Source organism: Devosia equisanguinis, from assembly GCF_900631955.1.
Taxonomy (GTDB): domain Bacteria; phylum Pseudomonadota; class Alphaproteobacteria; order Rhizobiales; family Devosiaceae; genus Devosia; species Devosia equisanguinis.
In genome coordinates this window covers 59,123-80,020 of sequence record NZ_UZWD01000049.1, presented here as the reverse complement: position 1 = coordinate 80,020, position 20,898 = coordinate 59,123, and the positions used below count along the sequence as shown (strand labels likewise).

The 20,898-nt window shown below is 63.0% G+C and carries 16 protein-coding genes; 6 read left to right on the top strand and 10 right to left on the bottom strand.

Annotated features, from left to right (window positions below; translation table 11 throughout):
* Window positions 1-94 precede the first annotated feature (94 nt).
* From DEVEQU_RS18195 to DEVEQU_RS18180, 4 genes are all read right to left on the bottom strand, one after another.
* Entirely contained in the window at window positions 95-898 is an 804-nt protein-coding gene (locus tag DEVEQU_RS18195) for an RNA methyltransferase (RefSeq protein WP_126152017.1), read from the bottom strand.
* The gene (locus tag DEVEQU_RS18190) at window positions 834-2,357 is read right to left on the bottom strand and encodes a GGDEF domain-containing protein (RefSeq protein ID WP_126152016.1); all 1,524 of its coding nucleotides are present in this window, start codon (window positions 2,355-2,357) and stop codon (window positions 834-836) included. Before DEVEQU_RS18190 ends, DEVEQU_RS18195 begins: the two co-directional genes overlap by 65 nt.
* A gap of 200 nt (window positions 2,358-2,557) precedes the next feature.
* Entirely contained in the window at window positions 2,558-3,154 is a 597-nt protein-coding gene (locus tag DEVEQU_RS18185; RefSeq protein WP_126152015.1) for a GNAT family N-acetyltransferase, read from the bottom strand.
* A gap of 93 nt (window positions 3,155-3,247) precedes the next feature.
* Entirely contained in the window at window positions 3,248-3,850 is a 603-nt protein-coding gene (locus tag DEVEQU_RS18180; RefSeq protein ID WP_126152014.1) for a GNAT family N-acetyltransferase, read from the bottom strand.
* 78 nt (window positions 3,851-3,928) lie between these two features.
* Here DEVEQU_RS18180 and DEVEQU_RS18175 point away from each other — a divergent pair, with 78 nt between their 5' ends.
* The 3 genes from DEVEQU_RS18175 (at window position 3,929) to DEVEQU_RS18165 (ending at window position 6,015) form a co-directional block, all read left to right on the top strand.
* A complete protein-coding gene (locus DEVEQU_RS18175; RefSeq protein WP_126152013.1) occupies window positions 3,929-4,366 on the top strand; it encodes a GFA family protein in 438 nt (145 codons plus the stop codon).
* Window positions 4,363-4,698, top strand: a complete 336-nt coding sequence (locus DEVEQU_RS18170; protein WP_206437886.1) for a TfoX/Sxy family protein — start codon at window positions 4,363-4,365, stop codon at window positions 4,696-4,698. The genes DEVEQU_RS18175 and DEVEQU_RS18170 overlap by 4 nt, the downstream gene beginning before the upstream one ends.
* Window positions 4,699-4,803: 105 nt before the next feature.
* Complete coding sequence (locus DEVEQU_RS18165; protein WP_126152012.1) at window positions 4,804-6,015, top strand: NADP-dependent isocitrate dehydrogenase; 1,212 nt, start codon at window positions 4,804-4,806, stop codon at window positions 6,013-6,015.
* Between the two features lie 126 nt (window positions 6,016-6,141).
* Here the strand turns inward: DEVEQU_RS18165 and DEVEQU_RS18160 are convergent, their stop codons facing one another.
* Window positions 6,142-7,836, bottom strand: coding sequence for a VWA domain-containing protein (locus DEVEQU_RS18160; protein WP_126152011.1), 1,695 nt, complete (start codon window positions 7,834-7,836; stop codon window positions 6,142-6,144).
* Between the two features lie 290 nt (window positions 7,837-8,126).
* Between DEVEQU_RS18160 and DEVEQU_RS18155 the strand changes: the two genes are divergently transcribed.
* On the top strand, window positions 8,127-9,011 hold the full coding sequence (locus tag DEVEQU_RS18155) for a DMT family transporter (protein ID WP_126152010.1): 885 nt from the start codon (window positions 8,127-8,129) through the stop codon (window positions 9,009-9,011).
* 78 nt (window positions 9,012-9,089) lie between these two features.
* Here DEVEQU_RS18155 and alaS read toward each other — a convergent pair whose 3' ends face one another.
* On the bottom strand, window positions 9,090-11,729 hold the full coding sequence (gene alaS / locus DEVEQU_RS18150; protein WP_126152009.1) for an alanine--tRNA ligase: 2,640 nt from the start codon (window positions 11,727-11,729) through the stop codon (window positions 9,090-9,092).
* A gap of 342 nt (window positions 11,730-12,071) precedes the next feature.
* On the bottom strand, window positions 12,072-13,145 hold the full coding sequence (recA, locus tag DEVEQU_RS18145; RefSeq protein WP_126152008.1) for a recombinase RecA: 1,074 nt from the start codon (window positions 13,143-13,145) through the stop codon (window positions 12,072-12,074).
* A 284-nt stretch (window positions 13,146-13,429) separates the two neighbouring features.
* Here recA and araD1 point away from each other — a divergent pair, with 284 nt between their 5' ends.
* Together araD1 and DEVEQU_RS18135 are read left to right on the top strand one after the other, a co-directional pair.
* Window positions 13,430-14,425, top strand: a complete 996-nt coding sequence (araD1, locus tag DEVEQU_RS18140; protein WP_126152007.1) for an AraD1 family protein — start codon at window positions 13,430-13,432, stop codon at window positions 14,423-14,425.
* Window positions 14,426-14,577: 152 nt separating this feature from the next.
* Entirely contained in the window at window positions 14,578-15,609 is a 1,032-nt protein-coding gene (locus tag DEVEQU_RS18135) for an aldo/keto reductase (RefSeq protein ID WP_126152006.1), read from the top strand.
* Window positions 15,610-16,016: 407 nt separating this feature from the next.
* Here DEVEQU_RS18135 and DEVEQU_RS18130 read toward each other — a convergent pair whose 3' ends face one another.
* From DEVEQU_RS18130 to DEVEQU_RS18120, 3 genes are all read right to left on the bottom strand, one after another.
* A complete protein-coding gene (locus DEVEQU_RS18130; RefSeq protein ID WP_223214286.1) occupies window positions 16,017-16,409 on the bottom strand; it encodes a DUF2237 family protein in 393 nt (130 codons plus the stop codon).
* Between the two features lies 1 nt (window position 16,410).
* A complete protein-coding gene (gene cckA, locus DEVEQU_RS18125; protein WP_126152005.1) occupies window positions 16,411-18,978 on the bottom strand; it encodes a cell cycle histidine kinase CckA in 2,568 nt (855 codons plus the stop codon).
* A gap of 269 nt (window positions 18,979-19,247) precedes the next feature.
* A complete protein-coding gene (locus tag DEVEQU_RS18120) occupies window positions 19,248-20,876 on the bottom strand; it encodes a CTP synthase (protein WP_126152004.1) in 1,629 nt (542 codons plus the stop codon).
* Window positions 20,877-20,898 lie beyond the last annotated feature (22 nt).

Here is a 20,898-nt window from a genome sequence, read left to right as displayed (position 1 = left end):
TAAGGGCAGAGCCCTCGGGTCTTCGCCCGAGGGTGACGGCCGGTGGTGGGTGGGACTGGAGGGTGAGCCCGAGGGCGGCCCGGTCAGTGGGAAATTACTCGTCCGCGTCGGTCTTTTTGGCGCGATTGGGGTTGGGGCGGAGGTGGCGGCGGTCGATGGAGGAGATGACGCCGCGCAGGGTGCGGATTTCCTGGCTGGTGAAGCGGCCGCGGGTCAGGGCGGTGCGCAGGTTGTTGACCATGCTGGGGCGCTTGTCGGGCGTCGTGAAGAAGCCGGACTGGTCGAGCACGCCTTCGAGATGCTCGAACAGGCCCACGAGCTCGTTACGCGGCGCGGCTTCGTCGAGACCCTCGCTGAACGGCAATGCCCTGCCCTCGGCGCTGGTGCGGCGCCATTCATAGGACATCAGCAGCACGGCCTGGGCGATGTTGAGCGAAGCGAAGGCCGGCTCGACCGGCAGGGTGACGATGGCGTCCGACATGGCGACTTCGTCATTGAGCAGGCCCCAGCGCTCGCGGCCGAACAACAGCCCTGCCCCGCGCCCGCCGGCAATATGGCCGGCCATAGTGTTGGACGCCTCCTCGGGGCCGAGCACGTCCTTCTGCATGTCCCGGGAACGGGCCGTGGTGGCATAGACCAAGGTCAGGTCGGATATGGCCTCTTCGAGCGTCTCGAACACCCGAACGCGCTCCAGTACGTGGTCGGCGCGTGACGCTGCGGCAATGGCCTTCTCGTTGGGCCAGCCATCGCGGGGGCGGACCAGGCGAAGATCCCAGAGGCCGAAATTGGCCATGGCGCGGGCGGCCGAGCCGATATTCTCACCCAGTTGCGGCTCACACAGAATGATGGCCGGAGTCGGCTTGAAGCTGGCTTCCTGAGACCGGTCGGTTCCCGCCATGATCGCTGTCCTCGTCGTAGTGCATCGCGTCAAGATCGCAGCGCTGAACCTGGTTCCGCCCGGCGCGCTTGGCCTCATACATTGCCCGGTCGGCAAGCGAAAGCACTTCGGACAATTCCACCGTGGTCTCGACCGAGGCGACGACGCCGATGCTGACGGTCATGGTGAGAATGGTGCCATCGGCAATGGGCGTCTGCAGGCGCTCGATCTGACGGCAGATGCGATTGGCCACCAGAGCCGCCGCGTCGAGATCGGCGTCGGGGAGCAGAAGGGCAAATTCCTCCCCACCCAGCCGGCCGAACAGATCGCCACCGCGAATGGTCTTGCGGATGACGGCTGCCATGGCCGTAAGCGCCAGATCGCCGGCGGCGTGGCCGTGCAGGTCGTTGATGCGCTTGAAATGATCGACATCGAGCAACAGACCCGCCATCGGTGCATGGGCGCGGCGTTGCGCCGTGACCATCGCTTCCCCCTCGGCCATGAAGGCGCCGCGATTGAGCGCCCCGGTCAGCGCATCGAAACGGGCCGCCTTTTCGAGCTCCGAGAACTGGCGACGGCGATCGGCGGTGACGGCGGCCACCAGCACCGGGGCCAGAGCGATCATCGCCACCCCAAGATGCACCGAGGAAATCAGCGGATCGCTGAGCCCGCCGGTTCCGAAGTCATAAAGCCCCAGCTTGACCGCGAACATGGTGACGCTGGAAAACAGCATCACCAGAAGGCATGTGGCCGGCAGCGGCAGCACCAGCGCCGCCCAGATCAGCGCCGGCACCGGGAAGACGATGGCGATCGGCTCAACGGCCACGACGCTGACGGCGAGAGTGGCCACCACGGCCAGGGCGGGCAAGAGCGTGGCACTGGCGGTCAGCCGGCGGATGTCGGCGAGCCGGGGACGACGCAGCGGCCAGCCCAGTGCCAGCAGGCCCGGCACCAGCACCAGATAGCTCATGATCTCGGAGCCGAACCAGGTGCGCCAGGCATCGAAATAGCTCGCATGCGAGATTTCGGCCAGGATCGGGGCACCGGCCACGCCGGCGGCGGCAGCGGCGAGCACGGAGGCGCCAACCAGCGCCAGGATGGCGCGGGGCCGACCAATGCTCATCTGCTCTTCGCAAAACGACAGGTAGGCAAAGGTGAAGGTTACGGCGCTGACCATATTGGCGGCGGTGAGCTGGATGGCGCCCCAGGACACATCCCCCGTCGCATAGCCGGCAGCCTGATAGCCCAGAAGCCCGCCGATCAGCGCCGGAAAGCGCATGGGTGCCGCGACGCGCAGCAAGATCACGGCGAGGATGGCATTCGCCGGCCAGAACGCGGCAAGGAAACCGTTAGGACGCGAAAGAATACCCGCAAGCGAGGCGAAAAAGATGGTGGTTGCGAGAACGAGAAGCAGCCGCGACGCTGCTGTAGCATAATCACGACCGGGCCCGGAAACGGGTGCGGCAGGCATGGTTGGCATAGGGGGCCTTCTTGACGCATTTTTAGGGCACCAACCCGTGGAGTCTGAATCCCCCTCGAATCCCGACGCCCGTCCGGCCGGTGCCTTGACCGCACTAAAGCATCTCCGCCTGCCTCTTGCATCCAGAATGCAGGCCAGCCATGCAATTTAAGCTGATCGACCGAGATGGATCAGCGCATTAGGTTTGCGCGCGCGTGAGGTCAAGCGACGCGCTCCCGCAGGGGCAGGATCTGTACCTTGGTGCTGCGGCGCCATTCCCGATCCAGCATGGCGAAATGCAGCTCTTCGTCCCATTCGCCCCGGAACAGCGCATGCTCACGATAATGCGCTTCCAGGCGGAAACCCAGCCTCTGCATAAGCGCATTGGTATGATGGCTGCGGCCATCGCCGCGCACCATCACCCGGTGCATGCCGAAATGGTCAAAGGCCAGATCGAGCATGGCGCCGATGGACTGGGTCAGGTAGCCATTGCCGGCCTGTGATGGATCGATGGCGAAGCGCAACTCGCCCTGCCCCGAGGTGGCATCGGCCCAGGTGAGGGAAATCTGGCCGACGACGCGCTGGTCGCCCTTGCGGACGAGAGCAAGGACAAGGGTTTCGCCGGGACGATTGAGCTGAACCTGGCTGCGCATATGCTCGACGGCGAGGGCAACGTCGTCGGTATAGCGGGTCTGGCGCATCACATAACGCTGTACGCCGGGGAGAAGATGATAGCGGGCTACGGCTTCGACATCACAGCGTTCGAAGGGCCTGAGGGAGAGGTGAGCTGTCTCGATCGGTAGCTGTAGTATCGCCATGGTTCGTTCCTCCGCAAAGCGCTGCCCAATGCCCTGCGTCGAGAACGTGTGCCTCCAAACGAAGTTCCTGAGATTACGCGGAAAATCGTACCTTTACGACGATTGTGATCGGGCAGCCCGAAGCGCGCCGGATGCGCCCTGCGAAACCCACTCCGCGCGCAGGAGCGCGTAGTAGAATTCCTCGTCCCAACCACCCTTGAACAGGGCGTGTTCACGAAAATGGGCCTCGCGCCGCATGCCCAGCCGCTCCATCAGCCGCCAGGAGCCGTCATTGCGAGAATCGCAGCGGGCATAGATGCGGTGCAGATCGGCATCTTCGAAGCCAAGCCGCAGCAGTTCGGCGGCCGCCTCGGTGGCATAGCCCCGGCCGTGATGGTCGGGGTGGAAGATCCAGCCCAGCTCGCCCTGTCGCGCCTCCACCGACCGCCAGATCAGCGACACCTCGCCCACCAGGGACTGGTCGTCCCTGGTCTCGACGGCGAGGATGATGCGGTCTCCCTCCGTCTCGAGCGCCAGCTGGGTGGTGCGTTGCTGAATGGCCAGCGCACATTCGTCGCGGCTGAGCGGTGGGTCGAACAGATAGCGCGCCACGTCCTCACGACTGCGATAGTCGTAGACGGCGTCGACATCGCCGCGGGTGAAGGGGCGCAGGACGAGGCGGGCAGTGTTCAGCGGATAATCGGGGCGTATGGACATGTCACAATTTCATCTCCCTGCCGCCCAAAGGCAACCCGGCTCTTGCGAGGCGGTGGCGGCCATGCCAGCCTCGCGATCATGAGCTCCATGCCCCATCTCGACCTCACCGCCAGCTGCGATTGCGGCGCCATCACGCTCAGCGTTTCCGGGCAGGCAATTTCGATGTTTCAATGCGCCTGCCTCAACTGCCAGAAGGCTACGGGCGGTGGCCACGCCTCGGTGGTGCTGGCACCAGTCGGTAGCGTGAAAACGGTTGGCGCGACCAAAAGCTTTGTCCGCGCAGCCGATTCCGGCGCCCTGTTCACGCGGCACTTCTGCCCCGAATGCGGCACAACGGTCATGGCGCAATCGTCGCGGGCTCCGGCTTTCCGCATCTTGCCCGTGGGCTTGTTTGCCGGGCAAAACGCCTGGTTCCAGCCCAACCAGCTGATCTTTGCCCGCAGCCACGCCCCCTGGGACCTGGTAGATGCGGCGATGCCGCAGCATTCCGCATATCGCCCGGAGAAGACGCCATGAGCATGGCATCCGAAGACCTCGCCGAACGCATCCGCAACGTCATGCCGCCACGGCTGGTCTATGGCGAAAAGAAGATGTTTGGCGGCCGCGCCTTCATGATGAACGGCAATATGCTGGTCTGTCCCACCAAGGAAGGCGCGCTGATCGTGCGCGTCGGCCAGAGCGCCATGGAGGAAGCGCTAGCTCGACCCGGCGCCGAGGTCATGGTGATGAATGGCCGCTCCATGCGGGATTTCGTCGTGCTGCCCGGCGACGCCATCGAGGATGACGACGCGCTGGCCGGTTGGCTGCAGCTGGCGCAGGCATTCGTAGCGACGCTGCCGCCGAAATAGGCATGGCCCCTTGCCGAGGCGGACTTTGCGCTTTTTGCCCGCGATGCTATACGGGCCGACGAACGGCGAAGGCCGAAAACCGTATTTCTGTTAGGGAGTTTTTCGATGAGCAAAATCAAGGTCGCCAATCCGGTTGTGGATCTCGACGGCGATGAGATGACCCGCATCATCTGGCAGGCGATCAAGGACAAGCTCATCCATCCCTATCTCGACCTGCCGATCGAATATTACGATCTCAGCGTTGAAAGCCGTGACGCCACCAACGACCAGATCACGGTCGATGCCGCCCATGCCATCCAGAAGCATGGCGTTGGCATCAAGTGCGCGACCATCACTCCCGATGAGCAGCGCGTCGAGGAATTCGGCCTCAAGAAGATGTGGAAGTCGCCCAACGGCACCATCCGCAACATACTGGGCGGCGTGATCTTCCGCGAGCCGATCATCTGCAAGAACGTGCCGCGCCTCGTCCCGGGCTGGACCCAGCCGATCATTGTCGGCCGTCACGCCTTCGGCGACCAGTACCGCGCCACCGACTTCCTGTTTCCCGGCAAGGGCACGCTGTCGATCAAGTTCACCGGTGAAGATGGCCAGGTCATAGAGCACGAAGTGTACCAGGCCCCCGGCGCCGGCGTGGCCATGGCCATGTACAATCTCGACGACTCGATCCGCGACTTCGCCTATTCGAGCTTCAACTACGGCCTTGCCCGCGGCGTTCCGGTCTATCTCTCGACCAAGAACACCATCCTCAAGGCCTATGACGGCCGCTTCAAGGATATCTTCCAGGAAATCTACGACGCCGAGTTCAAGGAACAGTTCGAAGCCAAGAAGATCTGGTACGAACACCGCCTGATCGACGACATGGTCGCCTCGGCCCTCAAGTGGTCCGGCGGCTATGTCTGGGCCTGTAAGAACTATGACGGCGACGTGCAGTCCGACATCGTGGCCCAAGGGTTTGGTTCGCTCGGCCTGATGACCTCGGTTCTGGCCACGCCCGATGGCAAGATCGTGGAAGCCGAAGCCGCCCACGGCACGGTGACCCGTCACTACCGCCAGCACCAGCAGGGCAAGGAAACCTCGACCAACTCCACCGCCTCGATCTTCGCCTGGACCCGTGGCCTCGCCCACCGCGCCAAGCTGGACGACAATGAAGCGCTGGCCAAGTTCGCATCGACGCTGGAAAAGGTCACCGTCGACACCATCGAAGAAGGCAAGATGACCAAGGATCTCTCCCTGCTCGTCGGTCCGGATCAGCCCTGGCTTTCGACCCTGGGCTTCCTCGACGCCATCGACCAAAACCTGCAGAAGGCAATGGCATAAGCCAGGTTCGCTTGTGTCCCGGCACGACACCGGGATGGTAGCAGACAAAAAGAAGGGCCGGAGCAGCGATGCTCCGGCCCTTCTTCTTTGTGGTCCGTCCCGGCGCTTGGCACCGGGACGGTCAGATTACTTGCTCTTGGACTTTCCGGCTGTTGCTGCTTCGATGGTGTATTCGTTGCGCTCGCCCGCCTTGACGGTCACAGGCGCTTCGAACTCACCGCTGCCGTCGTGGTGTTCGGCAACCACCACATAGTCGCCAGCCGGCAGAACCTTCTGCATTTCGGTTTCGTAGCCATAGGCCACCGACTTGCGATTGCCCTGGATGTCGCGCTTGGCCTCGAAGATTTCGACGGCCTTGGCTTCAGGGATGGTCAGGGCAAGCACGCCTGCGCCGAGGAAGACCGAAACATCGACGGCCTTGCCGGCCTCGACGGTGAACGGCGTTTCGGCAGTAGCCGCATCCATCTTGGCGACGGCGACATAGTCACCTGCCGGCAGGTCGAAGGAGCTGTCGGGACCATAGGCATAGCCCACGCTCTTGCGGCTGCCGTCGATCGCCTTCTTGGCCTCGAAGATTTCGACCGCAAGATCGCCATCCTCGACCTTCATGCCCTCGACATAGTCGGCATTCACCTTGGCGATACCCGCCCCGAGAATGACGTCCTCATCGATGGTTTCGCCGGCTTTCAGCGTATAGGTGCGCTCAACCATGGCCGAGCCGAGCTTGACGGTAACGGCAATCTCGCCGGCTGGAACGTAGAGGGCAACTTCGCCGTAAGCCGTGGTGACATAGGCCCCATTGGCATTGACCTCGGTCGAGGCATCGCGATCGACTTCATCGCCTTCAGATGCACGCGGATGCAGCAGCAGGCGGCCGGCATTGAGCACGAAGTGCGGGGAAGCCACTTCATTCTTGGTGATGGTCACCGGCTGCTCGGCAGTGGCATAGCCATATTTGGCCGTCATGATGTAGTCGCCCGGAGGCAGGGTGCCCTTGAAGCGGGCATAATAGTCGGTGCCGATCCACTCGCCCTTGCTGCCATCGGCATTAACCTGATGCCACTCCCAGATCAGGTCGTCGCTGCCGCCGTCGCCGATATTCGGGCCGCCTTCGGCCAGCGAGGCGGACGGACGGTAATTGTGGTCGGCGACCGGTGCGGGTGCCGGGGCCGGCTCGGGCTTCGGCTCGGCCTTGACCACCTGGGCCACAGTGGTGGTGAGCGCATCGACGAGATCGGCGCCATTCTGGGCGGAGAGATATTTGCCGCCGGTATTCTCGGCAAGGCATGCCACCTGGCGGCCCTCTTCGTCGGAAAGACCGAAGCCGAGCACATGGGTGGTGAAATCGACGCCCTGGCCTTCCAGCTCAGTGGCCAGCGCGCAAGGGTCGACCTCGCAGGTTTCCAGGCCATCGGTGATCAGGATCACCGTGGCCTTTTCCTCGGTATAGCGAAGGTCTTCGGCAGCGAGCCGCACCGCATCCGAGAGCGGCGTCATGCCCTTGGGATTGATCTCGTTGGCGGCGGCGGCGATGGCTGCACCGGTGCCCGGCGCCGGCTCGACCAGCATTTCGATATCGCCGCAATTGCCCTTTTCGCGATGGCCATAGGTCATCAGGCCCAATTCGAGGTCGTCAGGCAGGCTGGACAGCACGGAATCGAGGGTTTCGCGCGCAATGGTGATGCGCGCCTTGCCGTCGATCTGGGCCCACATGGAGCCGGAGCCGTCGAGAACGATGATGGCGCGTTCTGCCGCGATGGCCGGAAAGGCCAGGCCAAGCGCGGCGACCGCGCCCAGAACGAGCTTCTTCAATTTATGCATTGGAATGCCCTCCAAAAAGCGGGCTGCACACCGCCCCCGCATCCGCGCACAACAAGCCATGCTTAGCATGAAGCCGACATGAACGGTTAATTCAGACTTGCAGCTGCCGACGACCCCAGTTTTAGGGGCATTCCGGCCTGCACATCACCCCATGATTGCGGGGGAGCAAATGCTGCTGCGGCTGGTGCCGCAGCGCCGCAATTCCCCCCGCTGCCATGATGACGTGGAGACAATCCGCTTGTATGGTACTCGCGCTTTCCTGAGTCCCTCCATTCATTTCGGATTTTGCGATGCCTGTCGGCGTCATTCTCGCCTTTATGGCCTATGCTGCCTTTTCGATCGCCGACGCGCTGATCAAGACCGTCGGCCCGTCCCTGACGGTCTTCGAGATCGCCTTCTTCACCACCAGCTTTTCGATCATTCCGGTGATGCTGACCAAAAGGGGTGAGCGCTGGCGGGACATCTACAAGCTCCACCATCCCTGGCTGGTGCATCTACGCTGCGCCACGGCCATCACCGGCACCGCCTGCGTGATGTATGCCTTTACCCATATCCCCTTTGCCGATGTCTACGCCGTCGGCTTCACCACGCCGCTCTTCGTCACCCTGCTTTCGGTGCTGGTGCTCAAGGAACATGTGGCGCTGCAGCGCTGGCTGCTGCTGGCGGTGAGCTTCCTTGGCGTGGTGCTGGTCATTCGTCCGGGAATGCGGGAACTGGAGCTGGGACACTATGTGATCATGCTGGGTGCGTGCCTGGGCGCGGTGACCACGGTAATCCTGCGCCATGTGGCGCCGCGCGAGCGGCGGGTCAGCCTGGTGGGCATCCAGGTCTTCTATTCGGCCATCATCAACGGCACGCTGATGCTGCCCAATTTCGTCATGCCGACGCCCCTGCAATTGGTCGTGCTGCTCGGTATCGGCCTGCTTGGCGGGGTCGGCGGGCTGATGCTGATTGCCGCCACCAAGCAGACGCCGGCCAATCTCATCGCGCCGGTGCAATATAGCCAGCTGATCTGGGCCATTTTGTTCGGTGCGCTGTTCTTTGGCGAATATCCGGACTGGATCGCAATTGTCGGCATGATCGTGGTGGTGGGTGCGGGCCTGCTCAACGTGTTGAGCGAACGCCGGCCGATCCGCTGGAAGCCGCGGGTCTTCTTCTTCCGCATCGGCGAATAGCAAACAAAAAGGCCATCCGGATCAACCGGATGGCCTGATGCCTGGATTCATTTTGTGAGGGCCGACGGCCCAAGCCGATCAGAGCAATGCGCGGATTGCGGCGATGGCGTCGTCGGCCTTGGCGCCATCGGGGCCGCCGCCCTGGGCCATATCGGGACGGCCACCGCCGCCCTGCCCGCCCAGCGCCACGGTGGCTGACTTGATCAGCGTGCCGGCGGCATATTTGCCGGTGAGATCATCGGTGACGCCGATGGCAACGGTGCCCTTCCCGTCCTCGCCCTTGAGCACGATGACGACGACGCCCGAGCCGATACGCTTCTTTTCCGCATCGACCACCGACTTGATGTCCTTGGCGGCGACGCCCTCGACCACGCGGCCGACAAAGGTCACGCCATTGACGGTTTCGGAGGCACTGCCGCCTTCGCCGCCACCGCCCAAAGCCAGCTTCTGGCGAGCATCGGAGAGGGCCTTTTCGGCGCTCTTGAGCTGGTTCTGCAGGGCCTCGATCCGGTCCAGCACTTCATGGGTGCCGGAGCGTAGAATACCGGCGGCGGACGCGACGATATTGGTGCTGGCATTGCCGCGATGACGCGCAGCATTGCCGGTCAGCGCTTCGATGCGACGCACGCCGCCAGCCACAGAGCTTTCGGCGACCACCGAGACCAGGCCGATATCACCGGTGCGGCGCACATGGGTGCCGCCGCAGAGCTCGACCGACCAGCCCAGGCCATTGCCGGTGGGCAGGCCCATGGAAACCACGCGCACTTCGTCACCATATTTCTCGCCAAAGAGAGCACGGGCGCCCGATTCCTTGGCCTCCTCGACACCCATCAGCCGGGTCTCGACCGGAGTGTTCTGCAGGATAATGGCATTGGCGATGTCTTCGACCTCGGCCATTTCCTGTGGCGACATCGGCTTGGTGTGCACGAAGTCGAAGCGTAGGCGATCGGCGGAGACCATCGAGCCCTTCTGCGCCACGTGATCGCCGAGCACCAGGCGCAGCGCCTCATGCAGGAGATGGGTGGCCGAATGGTTGGCACGGATGGCCGAACGGCGGTCGTGATCGACGATCAACTCGACCGGCTGACCCAGCTTGAGCGTGCCTTCCTTTACGGAGACGCGATGGGCGAACACGCCCTGGTGCTTGTTGGTATCGGTGACCTCGGCGATGACACCTTCGGCCTTGATCACGCCGCTATCGCCGACCTGGCCGCCACTTTCGCCGTAGAACGGGGTCTGGTTGACGACAACCACGCCATCCTGGCCGGCCGCGATGGTGTCGACTTCCTTGCCATCGACCAGGAGCGCCTTGATCTCGCCTTCGGCGGTCTCGGTCTCGTAGCCGAGAAATTCGGTGGGGCCGAGCTTGTCGGCCAGGCCGAACCAGACGGTGTCGGTGCCAGCTTCGCCCGAACCGGCCCAGTTCTTGCGCGCCTCGGCCTTTTGCTGCGCCATGGCAGCATCGAAACCGGCCTGGTCAACAGCAATATTGCGGGTGCGCAGCGCGTCCTGGGTCAGGTCGAGCGGGAAACCATAGGTGTCGTAGAGCTTGAAGGCGGTGGCGCCATCGAGCGTATCGCCGTCACCCAGGGCAGCCGTTTCAGCTTCGAGAATCTGCAGGCCCCGGCCCAGCGTCTTGAGGAAGCGGCCTTCTTCGAGGCGCACGGTTTCGGCGATCATGGCCTCGCCGCGCGACAATTCGGGATAGGCCTGGCCCATCTCGCGGACTAGGGTCGGCACCAGCTTGTAGATGACCGGCTCGGAGGTGCCGAGCAGCGTGGCATGACGCATGGCGCGGCGCATGATGCGGCGCAGCACATAGCCACGGCCTTCATTGGAGGGCAGCACGCCTTCGGCGATGAGGAAGCTCATCGAGCGCAGATGGTCGGCAATGACACGCAGGCTGCGATTGCCCGGGCCGTTGACATCGGCATTGGTGGCATTGGCAGCGGCCGAGATCAGCGCCTTGAACAGGTCGATGTCGTAATTGTCGTGCACGCCCTGCATGACGGCGGCAATGCGCTCAAGACCCATGCCGGTGTCGATGGAGGGGCGCGGCAGGCCGGTGCGCGAGCCATCGGCATGCTGCTCGAACTGCATGAACACCAGATTCCAGATTTCGATCCAGCGATCGCCATCCTCATCGGGCGAACCCGGAGGGCCGCCCCAGATCTTGTCGCCATGGTCGTAGAAGATTTCCGAGCACGGACCGCAGGGGCCGGTATCGCCCATCTGCCAGAAATTGGACTTGGCCCCGAGGCGCACGATGCGATCTTCCGAGAGACCGGCGATCTTCTTCCACAGCGCCATGGCCTCGTCATCGTCCTGATAGACGGTGACCATGAGCTTGTCCTTGGGCAGGCCCCAATCCTTGGTCAGCAGGTTCCAGGCCAGTTCGATGGCGCGGTCCTTGAAATAATCGCCGAAGGAGAAATTGCCCAGCATCTCGAAGAAGGTGTGGTGACGGGCGGTGAAACCGACATTGTCGAGATCGTTGTGCTTGCCACCGGCGCGCACGCATTTCTGCGCCGTCGTCGCAGTCGAATAGGGCCGCTTTTCCATCCCGGTAAAGACGTTCTTGAACTGCACCATGCCGGCATTGGTGAACATCAGCGTCGGATCGTTGCGCGGGACCAGCGGGCTCGACGCGACGGCCTCGTGGCCATTGCGGGCGAAATATCCGGTAAAGCTCGAACGGAGATCGTTTACGCTGGTCATGCACAGGCTTTCATGGCGAGCGGACGCGGACGCGTCCTCTTGGAAAAACGGGGCTTTTTATCGTGAGGCGATGAGCCGTGTCCAGCGCCCCAGCGGCAAGATCGGGAAGTTTCGTCTTTGCCGTCTATTCCGTCTGGCCAGCCGGCGTAGCTTCGCAAACATATTGGGCGGCGACACCTGGCCGCTTTGGGCGAATACCTGCTCTCGGGTCAAGCCCGAGGGCAAAGCGGAGAGCAAAGACGCGCCAAGCCCGAAGACAGAGCGGAGCGTCGGGGAATATTCGGCCAATAGAACAAAAAACCCCCGCCGAAGCAGGGGCTAATGCATGGGATCGGAAGGTGATCAGTCGTCGCTGGCCGGATCGTCTTCGCCGCCGGCGACGAGAAGCACTTCGCCCAGGAGGCCTGAGCTTTCGCGCACACCCTGCTCGATGGTGTTGGCGATCTCGGGATTGTCCTTGAGGAACTGGCGGGCATTTTCACGGCCCTGCCCGAGGCGCTGGCTGTCCCAGGAGAACCAGGCACCGGACTTGTCGACGATACCGGACTTGACGCCGAGATCGAGCAATTCGCCGGTCTTGGAAATGCCTTCGCCATACATGATGTCGAATTCGACCTGGCGGAAGGGCGGAGCCAGCTTGTTCTTGACCACTTTCACGCGGGTCTGGTTGCCGACGATCTCTTCGCGGTCCTTGAGCGCACCAATGCGGCGGATGTCGAGACGCACGGAGGCGTAGAATTTGAGCGCGTTACCACCGGTGGTGGTTTCGGGCGAACCATACATGACGCCGATCTTCATGCGGATCTGGTTGATGAAGATGACGAGGCACTTCGACTTGGAGATCGAGGAGGTCAACTTGCGCATGGCCTGGCTCATCAGGCGAGCCTGAAGACCGGGCAGCGCATCGCCCATTTCGCCTTCGAGTTCGGCGCGGGGCGTCAGAGCCGCCACGGAGTCGACCACCAGAACGTCAATGGCGCCGGACCGCACCAGCGTATCGGTGATTTCGAGTGCCTGCTCACCGGCATCGGGCTGGGAGATCAGCAGATCATCGACATTGACGCCCAGCTTGCGGGCATAGACCGGATCAAGCGCATGCTCGGCATCGACAAAGGCGCAGATGCCGCCCTTGCGCTGCGCTTCGGCGATGACATGCAGCGCCAGCGTGGTCTTGCCCGACGATTCAGGCCCAAAAATCTCGACGATACGACCCTTGGGCAGGCCGCCAATACCGAGCGCGATATCGAGACCCAGCGAGCCGGTCGAAATCGACTCCACCTCAATGGCGGAGTTTTCGCCCAGGCGCATGATCGAGCCCTTGCCGAAATTCCGCTCGATCTGGCTCAGCGCGGCCGCAAGAGCCTTGTCCTTGTCCATCGATCCACCCTCAACGACGCGAAGCGGCGAAGCTGCCATGATGCTGTCTCCTTATTTCACGCTCTCGAAGGTCACGCAACGAGAGGACCAAAGCTCAATTCGTGCTTTGTTTGTTCTCATTTTGTTTCAGCCAAGTCAAGGCACAAAATGAGAACACAGAGAAAACCGGCAGGCTCGCCAGGAGGTGCAGGGATAGCCCGATTCTGTCGGGGGCGGCAGTGGCGGCGCAAAAGTATGATTTTTATCTGGACAGGCGGGCATGGGATGCGTTTTATGCGGCCACACGCCGTGAACAATGGCCCAGCAAGCCAAGGACCGCCCCCATGCATCTGATCCAATTTGTCGACGACAAGGGAAACCGCGCCGTCGGCGTCACCCGCAATGGCCAGACCCAGACCGTCACCGGCGTTGCCAGCGTCTATGAACTGGCACAGGCCGCGCTCAATGCCGGCAGCGGCCTTGCTGCCGTGGTCGACGCCAAGGGTCTCGGCACCGTGATCGACAAGGCTGCCTTGCTGGCCGAGGGAAGGCTGCTGTCGCCGATCGACCACCCCGACGCCACCCATCTGCATGTGACCGGCACCGGCCTCACCCATCTCGGTTCCGCCGCGACGCGCGACGCCATGCACAAGGCCAATGGCACTAAGCCCGCCGAAGAGCTGACCGACAGCATGAAAATGTTCCGCATGGGGCTAGAAAACGGCAAGCCGGCCGCGGGCGAAACCGGCGTGCAGCCGGAATGGTTCTACAAGGGCAATGGCCATATCGTCGCCAGGCCCGGCGAGGCCATCCCCTCCCCATCTTTCGCGCTCGACGCCGGCGAAGAACCGGAGATCGCCGGCATCTACATCATCGACCAGCATGGCCAGCCGCGCCGGCTGGGCTTTGCCCTGGCCAACGAATTTTCTGACCACGTCACCGAGCGGATCAACTATCTGTATCTGGCCCATTCCAAGCTGCGCGCCTGCTCGTTCGGGCCGGAACTGCGCGTCGGCGACCTGCCGGCCCATATCGAGGGCACGTCGCGTATCCTGCGCGATGGCGCGGTCCTGTGGGAAAAGCCGTTCCTCTCGGGCGAGGACAATATGAGCCACACCATCGCCAATCTCGAATATCACCACTTCAAATATGAGCTGTTCCGCCAGCCGGGCGATGTGCATGTGCATATGTTCGGCACCGCGACGCTGAGCTTTGCCGATGGCATTTCCACCAAGCCCAACGACACTTTCGAAATCACCGAAAGCCAGTTCGGCCTGCCGCTGCGCAATCCGGTGCGCATCGAGGCGGAAGAGAAGGTGGCGGTGACCGGGCTCTACTGAGCCAGGCACCACGACCATGATCGAAATCGCCGGACCTGGTCCGGCGATTTTTTTGTGGGCGGGACGCCGAGGCGAGCCGGCCGAGAACGGGCGCCCGCTTTACTCGACGCAACTAACATGTCAGTTAGTCGTCACCCTTTCGGAGACCGATCATGACCACGAGCCCCCTTGAAAAGCGCCGCATCGGCCAGACCGCGCTCGAGGTGACGACGCTGGGGTTGGGGGCCGCATCGCTGGCCGGTATTTTTACCGAAGTCCCGGACGCGCAGGGGCGCGCCACGCTGCAGCACGCGCTCGACAAGGGTCTCACCTATGTCGATACAGCGCCGCAATATGGCCTGGGGCGTTCCGAACATCTGACCGGCGACGTGCTGCGTCGGGCGGCCAATCGGCCTGTGATCTCTACCAAGGTCGGGCGACTGTTGAAGCCGGTCGATCCGGCGCGGCAGGACAAGGGCCTGTGGGTCGATCCGCTGCCGTTCAACCAGGCCTATGACTATAGCTATGACGGCATCATGCGCTCGCATGAGGACAGCCTGCAGCGGCTGGGGCTCGACCGGGTAGATATTCTCTATGTCCACGATATCGGTACGGCGACCCATGGCGTCGAGGGCAACAGGCCCTATTGGCAGCAGCTGGAAAGAGGCGGCTATCGGGCGCTGCAGGAGCTCAAGGCCAGTGGCGCGGTGTCGGCCATCGGGCTTGGGGTCAACGAGTGGCAGGTGCTGATGGACGCCTTCGCGCTAGGCGATTGGGACGTGTTCCTGCTCGCGGGGCGCTATACCCTGCTGGAGCAGACCTCGCTCGATCCGTTCCTTACCACCTGCGTCAAGCGCGGGGCTTCGGTAGTGGTCGGCGGGCCGTTCAATTCCGGCATCCTGGTGGGCGGCGACAAGTTCAATTACGCCAAGGCGCCCGAGGCGGTTGTGCAGAAGGTGCGGGCCATCGAGGCCGTTTGCCGGGACTTCGGCGTGCCGCTGCCAGCCGCGGCGCTGCGCTTCCCGTTGACCCATCCGGCCGTATGCAACGTGCTGCCCGGCCCGCGCTCGCCCGAAGAGCTGGATGGCATTCTGGACTGGTGGAACGTGGATATCCCGGACGCACTGTGGTCGGCGCTTGCGGAGAAGGGATTGCTCGCCGAGGGCACGCCGGTTCCGGGTGGAAGGGTCATCCCGGCCCGTTAATCGTATGCGCGAGTTTCACGTCCGACCACCACAAAGACTTGCTAAATAACTTCCACAGCCTTCGAACGGCTCAGGTGCATGTGGTCGCAGATGAAATGGTGGGATGGGCCCGTACGTGGCTCCCTACAACTGGCAAGCTCCATCCTGTGCTCGGCGTGTTATTTCTTCTTCTACAACGGTAGCCGCGGCCGCCGCCATCCGACCATGTTCGAAGAGTTCCAGTCCGGTTCACCCTCAGACTTCACGGTACTTGTCAGCGTAGGGATGATGCTTCTTATTGGCTATTCCATTGCCTGGTTCATAGTCGACAAGCGCTGATTTCAGCCTAGGCAAGCGCTAGAGCGTTTCGCGTTCTGGTTATAAGCGTAGGATATTTGGTGCAGGCAGCGCCATCGCGCGTTGAAGCGCTAATTCAGATCTAGTGCGTAGGCCTTGAGAAGGTCGAGCGGGATGAAGTCGAGCACTTTGCGGTTGGTGGCGCGCAGATAGAGGCGCGGGGCCTTGCCGGCGGCGTGGGCCTGGGCCCAGCGGGCGGCGACGAGGCACCAGCGATTGCCCGGCACGATGCCGGCAAAACCGAATTCCGGGCGCGGGGTCGAGAGATCGTTGCCGACGCTGGCCGAATAGGCCAGGAACGCGGCGCTCGCCTCGATGCACACCAGATGTACCGCCGCTTCCTCGGGACCCGCGGCGCAATAGCCGGTGCGAAAAAAGCCGGTCAGCGGATCGTCCGAGCAGGGCTGCAGCGCCTCGCCCAACACGTTGAACTCATGGGGACCGGGGATGACGGGCGCTACCACCTCAATTGGCCTTGCCAACGCGGCTCAGAACTTCCTTGACCTTGGAATTGATCTGGTCGAGCGAATAGGGTTTTGGCAGGAAATCGACGCTCTGATCATCCTCGATATCGCGGCGCACGCTCTCCTCGGCATAGCCGGATACGAAGATGATCTTGAGATCGGGCATCTTGTGGCGGATGGATTTGAGCATGGTCGGCCCATCCATCTCCGGCATCACCACGTCGGAAATGATCAGATCGACCTGGTAATCGTGATCCTCGAGTACCTCGATGGCCTCTTCGCCGCCTTCGGCTTCGAGCACCTCATAGCCGGTGGCGCGCAGGGCGCGGGCGGAGAAGGCGCGCACGCTTTCCTCGTCCTCGACCAGCAAAATGCGCTCATGGCCGGTGAGATCGCGCGCCGGAGCAGCTGCCGCGGCGGCCTTGGCCGACGATTCTTCGGCCGTGGGCACATAGCGCGGCAGGAAGATCTTGAAGGTGGTGCCCACCCCGACGGTCGAGACCGGATAGATGAAGCCCTCGGTCTGCTTGACGATGCCATAGACCGTCGAGAGGCCGAGGCCCGTGCCCTTGCCCAATTCCTTGGTGGTGAAGAAGGGCTCGAAAATCTTGGCCAGAACCTCGGGGCTCATGCCGGTGCCGGTATCCTGCACGTCGATCAGCACGTAGTCGGCCGGAACCATGCCCTCGAATTTGAGATTGGCGCTTTCGTCTTCGCTGATATTGGCGGTGCGGATGGTGATCGCGCCCCCACTGGGCATGGCGTCACGCGCATTGACCACGAGATTGATGATCACCTGTTCGAGCTGCACAACATCTGCTCGCACCGGCCAGATATTGCGGCCATGCTCGACGCTGAGCTGGTTCTTCTCGCCGATCATTCGCTTGAGCAGCACGGTAAGGTCGTCGACGATCAGCGGCAGTTCCAGCACCTGCGGGCGCAGGGTCTGGCGGCGGGAGAAGGCCAGCAGCTGGCGGGTGAGGCCGGCGGCGCGATTGGCGTTCTGCTTGATCTGCATCAGCTCGCTGAACGAGGGATCGCCCGGCTTGTGCTTGAGCAGCAGGAGGTCGGAGAAGCCAATGATGGCGGTAAGCAGATTGTTGAAATCGTGGGCGACGCCACCGGCGAGCTGACCCACGGCCTGCATCTTCTGGCTCTGGGCGAACTGGGCTTCGAGCTTGCGCTGGTCGGTCATGTCGAGGGCATAGACATTGACCTGCTCGGGCGAGCCGGCGCTGACCTCGGAGGCCGAGATGTAAAGGCGGACGGCATGGTCGCCCTCGACGCTGAGAACGGCATCGACCGGTTCGACTTCGCTGCGCTGGGCAGTGGCATCGGCTAAAGCCCGCACCAGCTTGTCGCGGCTGCCTTCGCCGATAAGGTCCTGCAGCGGCTGCAATTCGAGCGTCTTGGCCTCGCCGGACCAACGGAAAATCCGCCCGAACGGCGCATTGGTGCGCACGATCCGGCCTTCGGCGTCGAGCGTGGCGATGGCAAAGGGGGTATCGTTGAAGAAACGCGAGAAACGCACTTCGGCGGCGCGCAGCTCTTCCTCGGTGTCGGGAGCGCTCGACATGTCGAGCACCTGGGTGCGCGTCTCGCCCAGTTCGCCATCGGCCAGGCGGGCAGCGCGATGCAGGAGGCGCACCGGCAAGGCGGTGCCGTTGCGGCGCACCAGGTCGATATCGATGATCTCGGTGCGGATTTCGCCATCACCCCTGCCCCGCATCAGCAGAGAAGCACCGTCGCCGCGCACGATATCGGAGAGACGCAGCTGGCCAACATTGAACTCGGCCAGGTCATAGCCCAGCCAATCGGCGAGCGTGGAGTTGAGATATTGAATCTGTCCCTGCGCATCGGCGGAGAAGAATCCGGACGGGGAATGATCGAGATAGTCGATGGCCCGCTGCAGATCGCGGAAGGCAGTTTCGTTGCTTTCCTGGTCGCGGGTTATGTCTTCGACCGACCAGGCAACAAGCGCGCGGCGGCCTTCATCGGTCTCGGGCAGCGGCCGTACGGCGACCCGGTAGAAGAAGGCGCGATTGGCATCGGCCTGGGCCCCGCCCAGCCCACCAATGACGCGAATATCTTCGATGGCGCTGCGGCCATCCTTGGCGGCGCGCGACAGGCGATAGATCGCCTCGCTGGCGTCGGAATAACCCGCGAAGAGACGCGGCACCCCCACGGGCACGCCATTGGTCAGCGCCCCAGGCAGATTGCCGTAATTCTGGTTCACATAGGCAATCTTGCCTTCGCGATCGGCAATGACGACGCCAAAGGGCAGGCTGTCGACCATGGCATTGCTGATGGTGCGGCGCTCTTCACCGCCGGCGAAGCGGAAGAGGCCCGCCGCCAGGCCGAACAGGAAGAACACGCCCGACACGGCCAGGAGGCCGACAAAGGTCATTACCAGTTCGGCGGGAATGGCATGACCGAACACCACGAAGACCACGGCGGCGGCAATCAGCAGCACGCCGAGCAGCAGCACGCGCCAAAGGCCCGCAGCGCCCCGACCGGCCGACAGAATCGGTTCGGGATAGTTGTCCTCGCCGAGCGGCGTCGATGCCATGGGTCGCTTGCTCCAGTGCGCCTCGAGACCGTCCCGAATCGGGACATGCAGACAGGTCTAGCAAATGGGCCGCCAGCATGGGAGGGCGAAGGCGGTTTTCAACACGCGATGTGGCGTTTTGTTTTGGGGGCAGCCTGCGCCTTGTGCCGCTTGATGCCGGTGGCTCCGCAATTGGCCCTCGGGTCGAGCCCGAGGGCGGTGCGGGTTGCAGCTTTGAGCCACATGAGCGAGCCAGCGCGCTGGTGGCGCGCCGGAGCAAGCGTGAGGCGTCAGACCAGACGGCTCTGGTCGACGGCGGCGGAGATGAAGCTGGTGAAGAGCGGATGCGGCTCGAACGGCTTGGACTTGAGCTCCGGGTGGAACTGCACGCCGATGAACCACGGATGGTCGGTGCGCTCGACGATTTCGGGCAGCGTGCCATCGGGGGAGACACCGGAGAACAAGAGGCCGTTCTTTTCCAGCAGCTTGCGGTAGTCCATGTTCACCTCGTAGCGGTGACGATGGCGCTCGGAGATGCGGGTCGAGCCATAAATGTCGGCAACGCGCGAACCGCGGGTCAGCTGGGCCGGATAGGCGCCGAGGCGCAACGTGCCGCCCATATCGCCGTCCTTGGCACGGCTTTCCTTCTCATTGCCCTTGACCCATTCGGTCATCATGCCAACCACCGGCTCCTTGGTGGCGCCGAATTCGGTGGAGGATGCATTCTTGATGCCGGCCGTGTTGCGGGCCGCCTCGATACAGGCCATCTGCATGCCGAAGCAGATACCGAAATAGGGCACGTCCTTGGTGCGGGCGAAGCGCGCCGCCTCGATCTTGCCGGCGGAGCCGCGCTCGCCGAAGCCGCCGGGCACCAGGATGCCGTGGACATGTTCGAGATAGGGCGCGGGATCGTCACGCTCGAAGACTTCCGAGTCGATCCACTGCAGGTTGACCTTGACCTTGTTGGCAATGCCGCCATGGGTCAGGGCTTCGCTGAGTGACTTATAGGCGTCCTTGAGGCCGGTATATTTGCCGACGATGGCGATGTTCACTTCGCCTTCGGGGTTGTGGTAGCGCTTGGACACCTCTTCCCAGGCCGACATGTCCGGCTCTGGCGCATCGGTAATGCCGAGGGCAGCGAGGATTTCGCGGTCAAGGCCTTCCTTGTGGTAGGCCATCGGCACGTCATAGATCGAGCCAACGTCGAGGCCCTGGATGACGGCGGTTTCGCGCACGTTACAGAACAGGCTGAGCTTCTTCTTCTCGCCTTCCGGGATCGGACGGTCGCAGCGCACCAGCAGCACGTCCGGCGCGATGCCGATGGAGCGCAGTTCCTTGACCGAGTGCTGTGTCGGCTTGGTCTTGAGCTCGCCCGCCGAGGGAATATAGGGCATCAGGGTCAGATGCAGGTAGCAGGCGTGATTGCGCGGCAGATCGTTACCAAGCTGGCGGATCGCCTCGAAGAAGGGCAGACCCTCGATGTCGCCGACTGTGCCGCCGATTTCGACGAGCACGAAATCATAGTCCTCATTGCCCTCGAGCACGAAATTCTTGATCGAGTCGGTGACGTGCGGAATGACCTGCACCGTCGCGCCCAGGAATTCGCCGCGGCGCTCCTTGGAGAGCAGATCCGAATAGATGCGCCCCGAGGTGATATTGTCGCGCTTGTTGGCCGCGCGGCCGGTGAAGCGCTCATAGTGACCCAGGTCGAGATCGGTTTCCGCCCCGTCATCGGTGACGAAAACCTCACCGTGCTGGGTCGGCGACATCGTGCCGGGATCGACATTGAGATAGGGGTCGAGCTTGCGCAGGCGGACCTTATAGCCGCGTGCCTGCAGGACAGCGCCAAGCGCCGCTGAAGCAAGACCTTTGCCAAGGGAGGAGACCACGCCTCCGGTGATAAAAACGTACCGAGCCATGGGCGATCACCATAAGCACATC

Coding starts and splice junctions, on each gene's coding strand:
- DEVEQU_RS18195 (WP_126152017.1), bottom strand. CDS start 898: ATGGCGGGAACCGACCGGTCTCAGGAAGCCAGCTTCAAGCCGACTCCG.
- DEVEQU_RS18190 (WP_126152016.1), bottom strand. CDS start 2,357: ATGCCAACCATGCCTGCCGCACCCGTTTCCGGGCCCGGTCGTGATTAT.
- DEVEQU_RS18185 (WP_126152015.1), bottom strand. CDS start 3,154: ATGGCGATACTACAGCTACCGATCGAGACAGCTCACCTCTCCCTCAGG.
- DEVEQU_RS18180 (WP_126152014.1), bottom strand. CDS start 3,850: ATGTCCATACGCCCCGATTATCCGCTGAACACTGCCCGCCTCGTCCTG.
- DEVEQU_RS18175 (WP_126152013.1), top strand. CDS start 3,929: ATGAGCTCCATGCCCCATCTCGACCTCACCGCCAGCTGCGATTGCGGC.
- DEVEQU_RS18170 (WP_206437886.1), top strand. CDS start 4,363: ATGAGCATGGCATCCGAAGACCTCGCCGAACGCATCCGCAACGTCATG.
- DEVEQU_RS18165 (WP_126152012.1), top strand. CDS start 4,804: ATGAGCAAAATCAAGGTCGCCAATCCGGTTGTGGATCTCGACGGCGAT.
- DEVEQU_RS18160 (WP_126152011.1), bottom strand. CDS start 7,836: ATGCATAAATTGAAGAAGCTCGTTCTGGGCGCGGTCGCCGCGCTTGGC.
- DEVEQU_RS18155 (WP_126152010.1), top strand. CDS start 8,127: ATGCCTGTCGGCGTCATTCTCGCCTTTATGGCCTATGCTGCCTTTTCG.
- alaS (WP_126152009.1), bottom strand. CDS start 11,729: ATGACCAGCGTAAACGATCTCCGTTCGAGCTTTACCGGATATTTCGCC.
- recA (WP_126152008.1), bottom strand. CDS start 13,145: ATGGCAGCTTCGCCGCTTCGCGTCGTTGAGGGTGGATCGATGGACAAG.
- araD1 (WP_126152007.1), top strand. CDS start 13,430: ATGCATCTGATCCAATTTGTCGACGACAAGGGAAACCGCGCCGTCGGC.
- DEVEQU_RS18135 (WP_126152006.1), top strand. CDS start 14,578: ATGACCACGAGCCCCCTTGAAAAGCGCCGCATCGGCCAGACCGCGCTC.
- cckA (WP_126152005.1), bottom strand. CDS start 18,978: ATGGCATCGACGCCGCTCGGCGAGGACAACTATCCCGAACCGATTCTG.
- DEVEQU_RS18120 (WP_126152004.1), bottom strand. CDS start 20,876: ATGGCTCGGTACGTTTTTATCACCGGAGGCGTGGTCTCCTCCCTTGGC.